This window comes from Magnetospirillum sp., from assembly GCA_027532905.1.
GTDB lineage: Bacteria > Pseudomonadota > Alphaproteobacteria > CACIAM-22H2 > CACIAM-22H2 > Tagaea.
The window spans coordinates 825,046-838,724 of record JAPZUA010000002.1; the positions used below are offsets into that span (position 1 = coordinate 825,046).

A 13,679-nucleotide genomic window follows, 5' to 3' on the forward strand; every position below is an offset into this window, starting at 1 on the left:
TCAGTCGAGCCGCTTGCCCAAGCGGCCGGCGAGATCCTGCACGAATTGCCACGCGACGCGGCCCGAGCGCGCGCCGCGCGTGACGGACCATTCGTTGGCTTGTGCATGCAGATCCTCGACGGCAAGCCCGAAATCGTAGCGCTTGGCGTAGCCCTCGATCATCGCGAAATACGTGTCTTGGTCGGCATTGTGGAAGCCGAGCCACAGACCGAACCGGTCGGAGAGCGAGACTTTTTCCTCGACGGCTTCGTACGGGTTGATCGCGGTCGAGCGTTCGTTTTCGATCATGTCGCGCGCCATCAGATGGCGGCGGTTCGAGGTGGCGTAGAACACCACGTTGTCCGGCCGGCCTTCGATGCCGCCGTCGAGCACGGCCTTCAGCGACTTGTAGGCCGCATCCTGGCCGTCGAACGACAGATCGTCGCAGAACACGATAACCGGTCGCTTCTTTCCGCGAATATGTGACAGCAGCAGCGGCAGCGAAGGGATGTCCTCGCGATGTATTTCGACGAGTGCGACGCTGCGCGGCATCTCGGCATTGATGGCCGCGTGCACGGCCTTCACGAGCGAGGATTTGCCCGTACCGCGCGCGCCCCACAGCAGCACGTTGTTGGCGGGCAGGCCTTTGGCAAAGCGCAGCGTGTTGGCGTAGAGCGTTTCGCGCTGCCGATCGACGCCGCGCAGCAGGTCGAGATCGACGCGGTTGACCTTGGCAATCGCCTCGAGGCGCTGCCCGTCGGCATGCCACACAAACGCATCGCCCGCATCGAGATCGGCAGAAATCGAGGCAGGCGGAGCGAGCCGCTCGAGCGCGTCGGCAATTCGGGCGAGCAGGGTTTCGATCTTGGCAGCGTCCATCGGTTCGGAGTCCCGCACACGGAAATGGCTTTGGAAAAGGCCGCGCAAGCTATCTCCCAGTCGCCAAGTGGTCAATCCAAAAGGAAAATCCGACCTAAAGGGGGACGTTGCTTTTCGGGGCGGGGTGGCTATAGTTCGCGCCCGATCCAAAAACCCCTCGTGCGATGGAGTTTTCTTCGATGTTTATTTCTCCCGCCTATGCCCAGGCTGCGGGCGGCGGCGGCGGCAGCGACTTCCTGGTCCAGCTGCTCCCGTTGGTTCTCATTTTCGTCGTCTTCTACTTCCTGATCATTCGTCCGCAGCAGAAGAAGGCGAAGGAACACAAGGCGATGATCGACGCGCTGAAGCGCGGCGACCGCATCGTCACGGGCGGCGGTCTGATCGGCACCGTGCAGCGTATCGTCGATGATCGCGAAGCGGTCATCGAAATCGCCGACGGCGTGCGCGTGCGCATTCTGCGCGCGATGGTCGTCGAGATTACCGCCAAGCCCGGTGCGAGCGGCGGCGAAGAGAAGGCCGAGAAGCAAGAGAAGGCCGAAAAGAAGGCGCCGTCGGGCCCGACTTACTGGCAGATTTTGGGCGTGCCCGAAAATGCCGGCCAGGCGGAAGTCGATGCGGCCGCTGCGACAAAGGCTGGCGATCCGGCGGCTGCCGAAGCGATCGACACGCTGAAAGACCCCGTGAAGCGCAAGCTCTATGCGCGTCTGGGCCACGACGAGTTCGTCGCCACCCTGAAGGATTGAGAACGGTGCCGCCCCGATAAGGGGCGGCATTGTCGAGACCCAAAACGATGCTGTTTTTCGCGCGCTGGAAGATTTGGTCGATCGTCGGTCTGTGCTTGACCGGTGTGATTTTGTCTTTGCCCAACGTCATTCCGCGCCCGTCTTGGTGGCCGGAATCGGTACCTTACGCGGCGATGAATCTGGGCCTCGATCTGCGCGGCGGATCGTATCTGCTGCTTGAGGTGGATATGCCCGCCGTCGTGCGCGAGCGCTTGGTCAATATCCAAGATCAGGTTCGCACGCGCATGCGCGCGGGCAATATCGCGATTGTCGGCATTGCGGCGCGCGAAAACGCCGTCGTCTTCCAGGTGCGCGATCCGGGGCAGGCGGCCGACGCGGTGCGTGCCTTGCGCGAGATCGTGACCAATGTGGGGACGGGCGGGATCGGCGGCGGCACGCCCGATCTCGACATCCAATCCACGCCCGACGGCACGATCACGATCGTGCTCACGGAAGTGGCGTTGCGCGACAAGGCTACGCAAGCGGTCGAACAATCGATCGAGATCGTGCGCCGCCGCATCGACGAGACCGGCGTGAACGAGCCCACGATCGCGCGCCAAGGGGCCAACCGCATCATCGTGCAGCTGCCCGGCGTGGACGATCCCGACCGCATCAAGCGTCTGCTCGGTACGACCGCCAAGATGACCTTCCGGCTGCTCGACCCGAATTTCGATCCCAATGCCGGCCAGCGTCCGCCGCCGGGTGTGGAAATCATGCGCGCCGAAAACGAGCGGCGCAGTGACGGCCAACCCACGCTTTACGCCGTGCGCCAGCGCGTCGAAGTGGAGGGTGCGAACCTCACGCGTGCGTCGGCGGGCACCAATCCGCAGACTGGCGAGTGGGTCGTCAATTTCGAGTTCGACTCGCTGGGTGCCCGCCGCTTCGGCGACGTGACGCGCCAGAATGTCGGCCGGCCCTTCGCGATCGTGCTCGACGACAAGGTCATCAGCGCACCCGTCATCCGCGAACCGATCACCGGCGGCCGCGGCCAGATCTCGGGCCGCTTCACCGCGCGCGACGCCCAAGACCTCGCCGTGCTTCTGCGCGCCGGTGCATTGCCGGCACCGCTCACGATCGTCGAAGAGCGCACGGTCGGCCCCGATCTCGGGGCCGATGCGATCCGGGCCGGCATTGCTTCGATCCTCGTCGGGCTCGTGCTCGTGTTCGGCTTCATCATATGGAGCTACGGTCTGTTCGGCGTGTTCGCGTGCCTAGGCCTTGTTGCGAACCTGTTCTTGACCGTTGCGGCCCTGTCGATGCTGCACGCCACGCTAACCTTGCCCGGCATCGCGGGGCTGCTGCTGACCTTGGGCCTCTCGGTCGATGCGAACATTCTGATCAACGAACGCATCCGCGAAGAAACGGCCGCCGGCAAAACGCCCTATGCCGCGATGGAGGCGGGCTTCTCGCGCGCCTTCTCGACCATCGTCGACTCAAACCTCACGACCCTCATCAAGATGATGCTGCTGTTCGCCTTCGGCTCGGGGCCCGTACGCGGCTTTGCGGTCACGATCACGCTCGGCATCTTGACCTCGATGTTCACCGCCACGGTCCTCGTGCGTCTAATGATGGTCGTCTGGCTGCGCGCCAAAAAGCGCCAATCGCTGCCGGTCTGAAGGACATTTTGCCATGATCCGCCTGTTCCCGCGTCTGCGGCTGTTTCCCGACAAGACCGACATCAAGTTCATGAAGGGCCGCTTTGCGGGCGTGGGCCTGTCGGCGCTGCTGTCGATCATTTCGATCGTTCTCTATTTCTATCCCGGCCTGAACTACGGCATCGACTTCAAAGGCGGCATCGTGATCGAGGCGCGCACACAAGCGCCCGCCGACTTCCCCGCGATCCGCGGCATGCTGCAGACCCTCAATGTCGGGCAAGCCGGCCTGCAGCAATTCGGCTCGCCCAACGACGTGCTGATCCGCCTCGAGCGCCAGCCCGGCGACGACGCCGCCCAGCAGCGCGCGGTCGAACGCGTGCGCGGTGCGCTCCAGCAGAGTTTCCCCGGCGTGCAGATTAGGCGCGTCGAAGCGGTGGGCGCTTCGGTATCCGAAGAGCTGTTCCGCAACGGCATGCTGGCGCTGGGGCTCAGCATGGTCGCGATGCTCTTCTATATTTGGTTCCGCTTCGAATGGCAGTTCGGCGTGGGAGCGGTCGTTACATTGCTGCTCGATATCACCAAAATGATCGGCTTCTACGTGGTGACCGACTTCCAGTTCAATCTGGTGGCGATAGCGGCCTTGCTGACCGTGATGGGCTATTCGATCAACGACAAGGTCGTCGTATACGACCGCGTGCGCGAGAATTTGCGCAAATATAAATCGATGCCGCTGCGCGATCTCATCGACCTTTCGATCAACGAAACCATGTCCCGCACGATCGGCACGTCGGTGGCGACGTTCCTTGCGACCTTGCCGCTCGCTCTGTTCGGCGGCGAAGCGCTCGAAGAATTCGCCTGGGTCATGCTGTTCGGGATCGTGCTCGCGACCTCGTCCTCGATCTTCATCGCGGCGCCGATCCTGCTGTTCTTGGGCGAGGACAAGCTGCGCCGCGGTCCGCCGCCCGGCAAAACCGACGCCGCGGCACCGGCCGCACCCTAACGGCCGCAGCCGCGCGTGGCCGCCCCGCCGCCAGCCCCGCATCCCGACCGCAAGGTCGTGGACGGCTATGGGCCCGGCGTTTTTACCATTCGCGGCGAGCGGCACGACGGCTCGCTAATCCTGCTGCCCGACGCGATCCTGCCATGGCGCCCGGCCGATATTGCAGTGCTCACGGTGTCGGATTTCGAGGCGCTCGCGGCGATTGCACGCGATCGGCGCCCGAGCATTCTTCTGATCGGCATGGGTGCGCGCGGACAGTTTTTGAAGCCCGCCGTGCGCGCGGCCTTGCGCGATCTGGGCATGGTGGCCGACACGATGGATACCGGGGCCGCGTGCCGAACCTACAACGTGCTGCTGGCCGAAGAACGCCGCGTGGCGGCCTGCCTATACGCGCTTTAGAAATAAAAACGGGGCCCGCTAAGGCCCCGTTTTGCCGTTCATGTTTGCGTCGCCTTAGCCTGCGGCGATGTTCTGGGCACCCACCATGAAATAGAGCATGGGGATCGAGAACATCGTGTTGAAGCGGCTCGTGATCATGGCCGTGCGCGCCGCCTTCTTCTTGGTGTCGGCGTCGGCTTCGACCATGCCGAGCGCGATCTTCTGGTTCGGCCAGATGATCATCCACACGTTATAGGCCATGATGATGCCGAGCCACATGCCGATGCCGATGAGCTTGGCAGGGCCCGTGCCCGTCAGCGTCAGCGCCTGCACGATATAGCCGTTGAGAACGGCCAGCAGCAGGCCGGTCACGAGCGTGGCGAGGGCGGCCCAGCGGAACCAGAACAAGGCCGTGGGGGCGATGACCTTCGAGACGGCGGGCTTCTGCTCGTCCGGGATCTTCGGCATCGACGGGATCTGCACGAAGTTGAAGTACCAGAGCAGCCCCACCCACATCACGCCAGATACGACGTGCAAAAAGCGCACGAAGAACGAGATCCAGCTTGCTTCGAGATAGATCGCATTCGAGAGAACGGCGAGAATCAATGCCAGTGCCACGCCGTACATCAGCGCGCGATCGAGCTTGTCGAGCCCGAGTTTTGCAAGAAAATCGACCATTTTTCATCTACTCCAAAGGTAAGGGTGCGCGCGGCCTGTCGCCGTGCCCCTGGAGCACAGCATTCGCCGCGATTGATCCGGACCGAATCGCGCTTTCTATTGTCGGCGGAAGCCCGGTCTGCGTCCAGTCCCCCGCAAGATAGAGATTCTGCGTGGCTGTGGCGGCCCCTGGGCGCTGCATTTCTTGTGCCGGTGTCAGCCGCAAGGTAGCGCGTTTCTCTTTAATGACGCGGCTCGGCGGCACGGGCAGGGCCGGGTGCCCGAGGGCGGCCGCACAATCGCGCCACAGAAGGGCCGCGAGCGCTTCGCTTGGCCGCTCGACGAGCGCGTCGGCCGCACTGACCGTGACGCTGAGCACATCGCCCGTGGCGATCAGCCATTGCGCCGTGCCGCCGATAAGGCCCAGCAGCCGCGTGCCGCCAGGAAGGTCGACGGGTGCTTCGAGCCGATAATGCGCATTTACGATCGGCGACATCTCGGTTGGAACGACGATACCGGGCAGCAGGCGTGCGACCGCATAAGGCGGCAGGGCCAGCACCACGCATCCCCCGCGCAGCATCAGGCGCTCGTCGGCGAAATCGAGGGCTACCGCCTGGCCGCGCTCGATTTCGATGCTTGAAAGCGCGCGGCCGGTTTCGATTTCGACGCCGCGCTTTACCAAAGTTTCGAGTGCTGGATCGACAAAGGCGTCCGAAAGTCCGTTGGCCGCGAGATAGGGCCGGCACGCGGACTCGCCCTTGCCGAAACTGTTGGCGAGCATGGTGGCGAGCGGACGCGCGGCCCCCTCGCGCGGATCGGTATTGAGCACGGCGATCGCAAGCGGCGCCCACAACGCCTCATAGAGCGGGCCGTTGGGATCGAGCCGGTCGGCCACGCGCGCCTCGGCTGGCGCAAAATAGAGCTGCAGCGCTTCGGCATAATCGGCCGGCCGCGTTCCGGGCACGCGACGCCCGGCGGCCATGATCCACCACGGGATCGGCCCTGCATTGGGCCGGATCGTCCAGCTTTCGCCCGTGGCGAGATCCAGAAACGGGAAGCGGGCAGGCACAATACCGTCGAGCCGGTCGGTTGCCCCGATGGCCGCGAGATACGCGAAGGTGGCCGTGTTCGACGACATCACGACATGGCCGCCATTGTCGATGCGCCGCTCGAGGATCGGATCTTCGAACGAGCGGCAGCGCCCGCCCGCGAACGGGGAAGCTTCGTGGATCCGCACGCGCACGCCCGCCTCGGAAAGCGCCAGGGCGGCCGAAAGCCCCGCGAGCCCGGCGCCGACAATATGCACATCCGCCCGGCTCATCGGCTGCGCCACAGGCCGCGCAGAACGGCTGCGAATTTGGCCCACGCCCCGAGCTTCTCGCCGCGCAGGACCGCTTGCAGCAAGGCTTCGTAGAGCTCGCCCATCACGATCGCGGGCCGCAGTGCGCGGCGGTCGAGGTCGGACAGCATCGCTTTGGCTTGCGCGAGCTTGGCGGCTGCGCGTGCCGAAAAGACATCGACCGGTTCGGGCAAATAGCGGCGCCCGCGTGCGGCATCTTCGGCGATATCGCGCAGCACATTGACGCGCTGCAGCCCTTCGCCCAATGCGATCGCATAGCGCTCGGCGGCAGGGCCGCTTGCGCCGAAGATCGGCAAAGCGAGCATGCCGATGGTCCCGGCGACACGGCGGCAATAGAGCACAAAGGCCGCTTCGTCGAAGACCATGGGCTCGAGATCCATGAGCTGGCCGTCGATCAGCGCATCGAGCTCGGCGCGCGGCAGGCCGAAGCTTTTGGCGTGCGTTTGGAACGCGAGCGCGATGGGCTCGATCGGCGTGCCCTCATAGATCGCGGCGACTTGGCCGCGCCAATGGTCCAGACCTTCGCGCCGTTCGGCCACACTGCCCGGGCCGTCGGCGACATCGTCGATCGCGCGCGCGATATCGTAGAGCGCGAACAAGGCCGCACGCCTGTCCGCGGGCAGCAGGCGCATTGCCCAATAAAATGTGGAGCGGCGGCGTGCCTCGCTCATCGCACAAGCCCAGCCGCCAAAGCGCGCAGAAGGGCTACGGCTTTGCCCAGTTGCGTCGGCGCCACGCGGGCTGCAAGCGGATCCAAGCGGCGAAGGCGTTTGGCCAAATGCAGGGCGATCGCATGAATGCCGGCAGCCTCCATGCGCAAGCGCCGATCCGCGATCGCACGTACGAGCGGACGGGCCTGCAGATTGAGCTCGTCGACGCGATCGAGCACGCGGTCGAACACGCCGCGCAAGGGCGGCGTGAGGTACTGCCCCAGCAGATCGCGCTCGGCAAGGCCCGCCTGCACGAGCCAATCGCGCGGCACGTAGAGCCTGCGCAGATCGGCCCAATCTTGCTTGGCATCCTGCAGGTGATTGAGAATCTGCAGCGACGTGCACAAAGCGTCCGAGGCCGGCCATGCCGCGCGATCCTCCCCATGCAGATCGAGCAGGAAGCGCCCGACAGGGGCCGCCGAGAAGCGGCAATAGGCGATGAGGTCCGACCACGACCGGCAGGGCCGCCCGCGCGCATCGGCCAAAAACGCCTGCAGCAGATGGCGCGGATGGTCGAGGCTGAGGCCTTGCGCGAGCAAAACGGTGCGCAAGGTCTGCGCACTTTCCGGGCCGTCCGCACTGCCCAGCAAGGCGCGGTCGAACGCTTCGAGCCGTGCGGTTTTGGCTTCGCCGTCCATGGCCGGATCGTCGGCGACGTCGTCGGCCTCGCGCGCGAAACGATAGAAGGCCAGCACCGTCGGCCGATGCTTGGGCGCGATCAGAAACGAGGCGACCGGGAAATTCTCGGTGGAGGCGGTGCGGCTGTTCACGAAGGTCGATTCCGTTGGAGGGCCCGTCTATATAGCATTGCATGGACCCGCTCGCCGTTGCCGAAGCCGATGCGCAGTTTCGCCGCTACGACCCCGACCGCTGGCGCACGACCTTGTTCGCCCCAGCGCCCTTGCGCGCGCGGCTCACGGCCCTTTACGCGTTCAACGTCGAAATCGCGCGCGTGCGCGAAACCGTGTCCGAACCGCTGCTGGGCCAGATCCGCCTGCAATGGTGGCGCGAAGCCTTGGCCGAAATCGCGGCGGGCGGGGCTTTGCGCAAGCATCCAATCGTGGCCTGCGTGGCGGCGGCGGATCTCGATCTGGCCGCCCTTGGCCGCGCCATTGACGGCCGCGAACGCGACCTCGACGATGCGCCCTTTGCCGACATCGCCGACATGACGGCCTATGCGCGCGAGACCTCGGGCAGCATCTTCAAAGCGGCATTCGCGGCCGCCGCAAGCGACACGGTCGCCGCCGAAGATCTGGGCACGGGCTATGCGCTTGCCGGCATCGTACGCGCCTTGCCGTTTTATGCGCGCCAGCGCCGCTTGCCTCTGCCCGCCGATTTGATTGCGCAGGCCGGCCTCACGCCCGAGACGATCCACGAGGGCAAGGCGGGCGCCAAAATCGCGGCGGCGATCGAACCCATCGTGCATCGCGCGCGCGATCTGATGGAGGCCCCAATCCCGCGTGCGGCCTTGCCCGCCGCTTTGCCGGCAGCCCTCGCGCGGATATGGCTCAAGCGCTTGGCCGCATGCCGCTTCGATCCATTTGCGCCGTCTTTGCAAGCCCCGAATCCGGGCGATATCTGGCGGCTTCTGTGGGTGCGCCTACGCGGCCGCCTCTGAGCCTTGGGCCGCGAGCCACGCGGCCAAATCGGTGCGTGCGCGATGCGCATAGAGCTTTTTGCGATCCTGGCCTTTGATGCGCTTGGTCGTTTCAGCCAAAGGCGGAAACAGCCCAAAATTGCAATTCATAGGCTGGAACGTATCGGCATTGGCCCCGCCAGTCAGATGCGCCAGCAAGGCCCCGAATGCCGTGGTCGGCGGCGGCGGTGCTTCGGCGCGTCCGAGCTTTTCGGCCGCCGCGAAGCGGCCCGCGAGCAGCCCGATCGCCGCACTTTCCACATAACCTTCCACGCCGGTGATCTGGCCTGCGAAGCGCAAGCGCGGCTCGGCCTTCAAACGCAGCTGGCCGTCGAGCAGCTTGGGCGAATTCAAAAACGTGTTGCGGTGAATGCCGCCGAGCCTTGCAAATTCGGCGTTCTCGAGACCCGGAATGGTGCGGAACAGCCGCACCTGCTCGGCGTATTTGAGCTTGGTCTGGAAGCCGACCATGTTGTAGAGCGTGCCGAGCGCGTTGTCTTGCCGAAGTTGTACCACGGCGTAAGCACGCCCTCCGGTTGCCGGGTTCGTGAGGCCGATCGGCTTCATCGGCCCGAAGCGCAGCGTTTCGGCGCCGCGCTCGGCCATCACCTCGATCGGCAGGCAGCCTTCGAAATAGGGGGTCGATTTCTCCCACTCCTTGAAGTCGGTCTTTTCGCCCGCCACGAGCCCGACCACGAACGCCTCGTACTGGTCCTTGTCGAGCGGGCAGTTGATGTAGTCGGCCCCTTCGCCCTTGTCCCAGCGCGACTGCAGCCATGCCTTCGACATGTCGATGCTGTCCTTGTGCACGATGGGGGCGATCGCGTCGAAAAACGCGAGCGACTCTTCGCCCGTGCGCGCCCGGATCGCGTCGGCCAGGGCAGGGGCGGTGAGCGGCCCCGTGGCGACGATCACGCTGTCCCAGTCGGACGGCGGCAGCGTTTCGATTTCGCCGCGCTCGATGCGGATCAACGGCTCGGCGGCGATCGCGTCGGTCACGGCCTGCGAAAAACCTTCGCGATCGACCGCCAAGGCGGCCCCGGCGGGCACTTTGTGGCGGTCCGCACAGCGCATCACGAGCGAGCCCAATTGGCGCAGCTCGGCGTGCAGCAAGCCCACCGCATTGATCTCCCATTCGTCCGAACGGAACGAATTCGAACAGACCAGCTCGGCGAATTTGTCGGTATGGTGCGCTTCGGTCTTTTTGACCCCGCGCATCTCGTGCAGCACCACGGGCACGCCCGCTTGCGCCAGCGCCCACGCCGCTTCCGAGCCCGCCAAACCGCCCCCAATCACATGCACCGGCTTCGTTCGATCCATTGCGTCCAACCTGCTATTGTTCCAACCTAGATTCGCCGCTTATCCCGTACCACGGAGCCATCAAAGCGCCATGTTCAAGATCCACAACCCCGCGACAATCGCACCCCCGACCGGCCGATACCAGCACGGGATTGCGGTCCCGCCCAATGCGCGCTGGCTCTATATTTCGGGCCAGGTCGGCAATCTGCCCGACGGTAGCATCGCGGTGGGCATCGCCGCCCAGGCCGATGCGGTGTGGGCAAATCTGAAGGCCATCCTCGCCGATGCCGGCATGGGCTTCGAAGACCTCGTCAAAATCACGGTGCTGCTGACCGATGCGCGCTTCACCCAGGCGAGCCGCGAGGCGCGCGACCGTGCCCTTGGTTCAGCCTCGCCGCCGACCTCGACCTTGATGGTTGTGACGGCCCTTGCCAGCCCCGATTTCCTGATCGAAATCGAGGCGATCGCGGCCAAGGTCTAGGCGATGCTGCGGGTGGGGTCCAAACGCAGCCGCACGATCGGCGCCGTCTTGGTGCTGGCGGCCTATGTGCTGACGGCGGCCCAGGCCCCGGTACCCGAGACACCGACGCCCGAGCCGCCGCCGGCTGCCGCTCCCGAGACCGAGCGCCCCGCACTGGTGGGCCCGCCGACCGCGCGCATTCCGCCGACCTTCCGCCCGGCCCAGCGCGGCCCCGACGATCTTGCGCGCGGCAAGGCCGAATTCGAGAAGGGCAATTTCGGCCCGGCCTATCTGCTGCTGCTGCCGCATGGCCAGCGCGGCGATGCCGAAGCACAGTTTCTGCTGGGCCGCATCTCCGACGAGGGCGGTGGCGGCATCGCTATCGATCCACGCGAGGCGTTGCGCTGGTATCGCCTCGCGGCCGTCAAGAACTTTCCCAAGGCGCTCTACGCGATCGCGCGCGCCTACGCCACCGGCCGCGGCATTGCGCCCGATCCGCAGCAGGCGCTGAACTATCTCACGCGCGCGGCCGACGCCGATTTCACGCCGGCCTTACTCGACATGGCCTCGCTGTTCGACGAAGGGCGCGGCGTGGACCGCGACCGCGCGCAGGCCTTTGCGCTCTACAAGCGCGCTGCAGAGCTCGGCAATACCGAAGCGCGCTTTATGATCGCCGAGCGCCTTTATGCCGGCGACGGCACGGAGCTGGATCGCGACGAAGGCCAGCGCTGGTACATGGCGGCTGGTGCACGCGGCCATCCGGGTGCCTTGTTCCGGATGGCGCAGCTCGGGTTCGGCACCAACCGCGCCAGCGTGGAATATCGCGTGAATGCCTATACATGGCTCACGCTTGCCCAGCAGCGCGGCGGCCCCGAAGTGCGCGCCGAGGCCACGACCGTGCGCAATGAACTCGCCAAAACCATGATCCAGGTCGATATCGACACCGCCATGGCCCGCGTGCGCGCCTGGCGCCCGCGCCCGGCTGCGGTCGGCGATGTGACCGATCCGGAAGATCCCTACAACGACCCCGACAGGATGCGCGCCGGTGCCGGGCGCTAATCCGCGACAATAGGTTACCAAGCGCGACGGCAACCTGTTTATCCGCTTGATATTCCATCAATGTCGCCTCGGCGCGCATTTTCGGATACAGGCGACAAAGTGACTTGGGGTAGGGGGCGGCGTTGAATCTGCCATATTACATATTTACATTGTCAAACAGCGCTGCCTTTTTCTCAAAGACATACTTCCCTTATAGCATAATTTACTCAAAAGAGGAACCGCGCAAAAGCGCGACGGCTCGCTTGAAAGAGCAGTAACGCAGCGCCACCTCGTGCCAGAATAAGAAATCAAAATCGCGCGACGCAGCCGAGGCGGCAATGGGCTTTTCGCAACACGGGACCTTCGAGGTGTATGTCGAAGGACGCATCCTGTACGAGCAGGTCGCTTATCCGATCAACATGGAAACTTTCCGCCGCATGGTTGCCGACACCTGGGCGATCATGCGCGACCTGATCGACACGGGTCCCTGGGGCATGATCGTCACGATCAGCGGCGAGCCGCTGCCGCCGGCCGACGTGGCGCAGGCCTATGCCGAACTCGGGCGCGACGCGGCGCGCAACAAGAACCGCGCGGGCCTCGCCTACGTGCTGACCGACGATCTGCCGGCGGCCGATTTCGCGCGCAATTTCTACCGGCGCATCTGCGCAAAAACGCTGGTTCCACAATGCGTTTTCGCGACACAAGCGGAGGCCGAAGCCTGGATCGCTGAACGCCTCGCCGCGGCCAACGCGGAACTTTAGCGCTGCGCGCGTTTGCGCGCGCGGGCGCCGATCTTCAATGCGTGTGGCGGTGGTGGCTGTCGGGCAGATGCGCATGCGCGTGGCGCAAGGGCGCATGCACATGAAAATGGTTGTGCACGGCCCCGGCGGCCACGGGGCCATCATGCGGATGGGTGTGGTGTTCGTCGTGGGCGTGGCGATGCTCGTGCGCGATTTCACCGTGCGCATGCGTGTGTTCGTGCCGCTCGCTCAAATGCAACCACACGCCGACGGCCATAAGCGCACCGGCGGCAAACAGCTGCACCTGCATCGGCTCGCCGAACAGGGGGACTGCCACCAGCGCCCCCACAAAAGGGGCGAGGCCAAAATAGGCACTCGTGCGCGCCGTGCCGAGATCGCGCAAGGCACGCACGAACAGCGCTAGGCTCACGCCGTAACCCAGGAATCCGGCCAGAAGCCCGAGCCCTGCAACGCCGAAGCCGGGCACCGCACTGCCCGTGCCGAACGCGACGGCGAGGCTCACGGGGCCGGCCACGAGCCCCTTCACCATGGCGATCTGCATCGGATCGGCCAGCGCGATCTTGCGCGTGAGATTGTTGTCGATCGCCCAGGCAAGGCACGCCGCCGCGATCGCAAGCGGCCCGGCCAAATCGCGCACGGCAATGCCTTGCTGCCAGTTCAACACCACTGCACCCGCCACAATACAAAGCATGCCGACGGCGACGCGCCGGTCGAAATTCTCGCGGAACACGAACCAAGCGAGCAGGGCGGTCAACACGCCCTCGAGCGTGAGCAGCAGCGATGCCGCCGCCGCATCGACATGCACGAGCCCGATCATCAACAACACCGGCCCCGCAACCCCGCCGCACAGAATGCTGGCCGCCAGCCAGGGCAAATCGCGCCGCACAAGCCGTGCTTCGACGTTCGCCCGCCCAGCGGCGCCAAACAGGCGCACCAACGCCAACCCAAGCCCGGCCCCGAGATAGAGCAGCCCCGCGAGCAACCACGGATCGAGGGCCCCCAGCAGCCATTTCGCCGCCGGTGCGGAAATGCCGAACAGCACCGCCGATCCCAAAGCCATGGCGACGGCGGCGGCGTTCATTTCTGGCCTGCGACGACGCGCTCGATTTGCCGATATTTGAGGGCAGTGTTCACTAGTAGCGCGT

Annotated in this window: 14 protein-coding genes and 1 pseudogene; 8 read left to right on the forward strand and 7 right to left on the reverse strand. The window is 65.2% G+C overall.

What is annotated here, in order from left to right:
- On the reverse strand, nt 1-858 hold the full coding sequence (locus O9320_11955) for an ATP-binding protein (GenBank protein ID MCZ8311565.1): 858 nt from the start codon (nt 856-858) through the stop codon (nt 1-3).
- A gap of 179 nt (nt 859-1,037) precedes the next feature.
- Here O9320_11955 and yajC point away from each other — a divergent pair.
- From yajC to O9320_11975, 4 genes and pseudogenes are all read left to right on the forward strand, one after another.
- A pseudogene (gene yajC / locus O9320_11960) lies at nt 1,038-1,367 on the forward strand (preprotein translocase subunit YajC).
- 281 nt (nt 1,368-1,648) lie between these two features.
- Nucleotides 1,649-3,256, forward strand: coding sequence for a protein translocase subunit SecD (secD, locus tag O9320_11965; GenBank protein ID MCZ8311566.1), 1,608 nt, complete (start codon nt 1,649-1,651; stop codon nt 3,254-3,256).
- Between the two features lie 13 nt (nt 3,257-3,269).
- Nucleotides 3,270-4,235 (forward strand): protein translocase subunit SecF, encoded by a 966-nt coding sequence (gene secF / locus O9320_11970; protein ID MCZ8311567.1) that lies wholly within the window; start codon nt 3,270-3,272, stop codon nt 4,233-4,235.
- Nucleotides 4,236-4,250: 15 nt separating this feature from the next.
- A complete protein-coding gene (locus O9320_11975) occupies nt 4,251-4,634 on the forward strand; it encodes an Mth938-like domain-containing protein (GenBank protein ID MCZ8311568.1) in 384 nt (127 codons plus the stop codon).
- 54 nt (nt 4,635-4,688) lie between these two features.
- Here the strand turns inward: O9320_11975 and O9320_11980 are convergent, their stop codons facing one another.
- From O9320_11980 to O9320_11995, 4 genes are read right to left on the reverse strand one after another with little or no spacing between them, the layout of a single operon-like run.
- Nucleotides 4,689-5,291 carry a urate hydroxylase PuuD gene (locus O9320_11980; GenBank protein MCZ8311569.1) on the reverse strand — a complete coding sequence of 201 codons (603 nt, stop codon included), beginning with the start codon at nt 5,289-5,291 and terminating at the stop codon, nt 4,689-4,691.
- Between the two features lie 7 nt (nt 5,292-5,298).
- Nucleotides 5,299-6,636, reverse strand: coding sequence for a hydroxysqualene dehydroxylase HpnE (gene hpnE / locus O9320_11985; GenBank protein MCZ8311570.1), 1,338 nt, complete (start codon nt 6,634-6,636; stop codon nt 5,299-5,301).
- The gene (locus O9320_11990; GenBank protein ID MCZ8311571.1) at nt 6,588-7,301 is read right to left on the reverse strand and encodes a squalene/phytoene synthase family protein; all 714 of its coding nucleotides are present in this window, start codon (nt 7,299-7,301) and stop codon (nt 6,588-6,590) included. The genes hpnE and O9320_11990 overlap by 49 nt, the downstream gene beginning before the upstream one ends.
- Nucleotides 7,298-8,110, reverse strand: a complete 813-nt coding sequence (locus tag O9320_11995; GenBank protein MCZ8311572.1) for a squalene/phytoene synthase family protein — start codon at nt 8,108-8,110, stop codon at nt 7,298-7,300. Before O9320_11995 ends, O9320_11990 begins: the two co-directional genes overlap by 4 nt.
- Nucleotides 8,111-8,151: 41 nt before the next feature.
- Between O9320_11995 and O9320_12000 the strand changes: the two genes are divergently transcribed.
- The gene (locus tag O9320_12000) at nt 8,152-8,958 is read left to right on the forward strand and encodes a squalene/phytoene synthase family protein (GenBank protein MCZ8311573.1); all 807 of its coding nucleotides are present in this window, start codon (nt 8,152-8,154) and stop codon (nt 8,956-8,958) included.
- Here the strand turns inward: O9320_12000 and trmFO are convergent.
- The gene (gene trmFO, locus O9320_12005) at nt 8,941-10,296 is read right to left on the reverse strand and encodes a methylenetetrahydrofolate--tRNA-(uracil(54)-C(5))-methyltransferase (FADH(2)-oxidizing) TrmFO (protein MCZ8311574.1); all 1,356 of its coding nucleotides are present in this window, start codon (nt 10,294-10,296) and stop codon (nt 8,941-8,943) included. The genes O9320_12000 and trmFO overlap by 18 nt on opposite strands.
- Nucleotides 10,297-10,366: 70 nt before the next feature.
- Here trmFO and O9320_12010 point away from each other — a divergent pair, with 70 nt between their 5' ends.
- From O9320_12010 to O9320_12020, 3 genes are all read left to right on the forward strand, one after another.
- Nucleotides 10,367-10,756 (forward strand): RidA family protein, encoded by a 390-nt coding sequence (locus O9320_12010; GenBank protein MCZ8311575.1) that lies wholly within the window; start codon nt 10,367-10,369, stop codon nt 10,754-10,756.
- Between the two features lie 3 nt (nt 10,757-10,759).
- Entirely contained in the window at nt 10,760-11,794 is a 1,035-nt protein-coding gene (locus O9320_12015) for a tetratricopeptide repeat protein (GenBank protein ID MCZ8311576.1), read from the forward strand.
- Between the two features lie 317 nt (nt 11,795-12,111).
- Complete coding sequence (locus O9320_12020; protein MCZ8311577.1) at nt 12,112-12,534, forward strand: hypothetical protein; 423 nt, start codon at nt 12,112-12,114, stop codon at nt 12,532-12,534.
- Between the two features lie 34 nt (nt 12,535-12,568).
- Here the strand turns inward: O9320_12020 and O9320_12025 are convergent, their stop codons facing one another.
- Nucleotides 12,569-13,615, reverse strand: coding sequence for an EamA family transporter (locus O9320_12025; protein ID MCZ8311578.1), 1,047 nt, complete (start codon nt 13,613-13,615; stop codon nt 12,569-12,571).
- Nucleotides 13,616-13,679 lie beyond the last annotated feature (64 nt).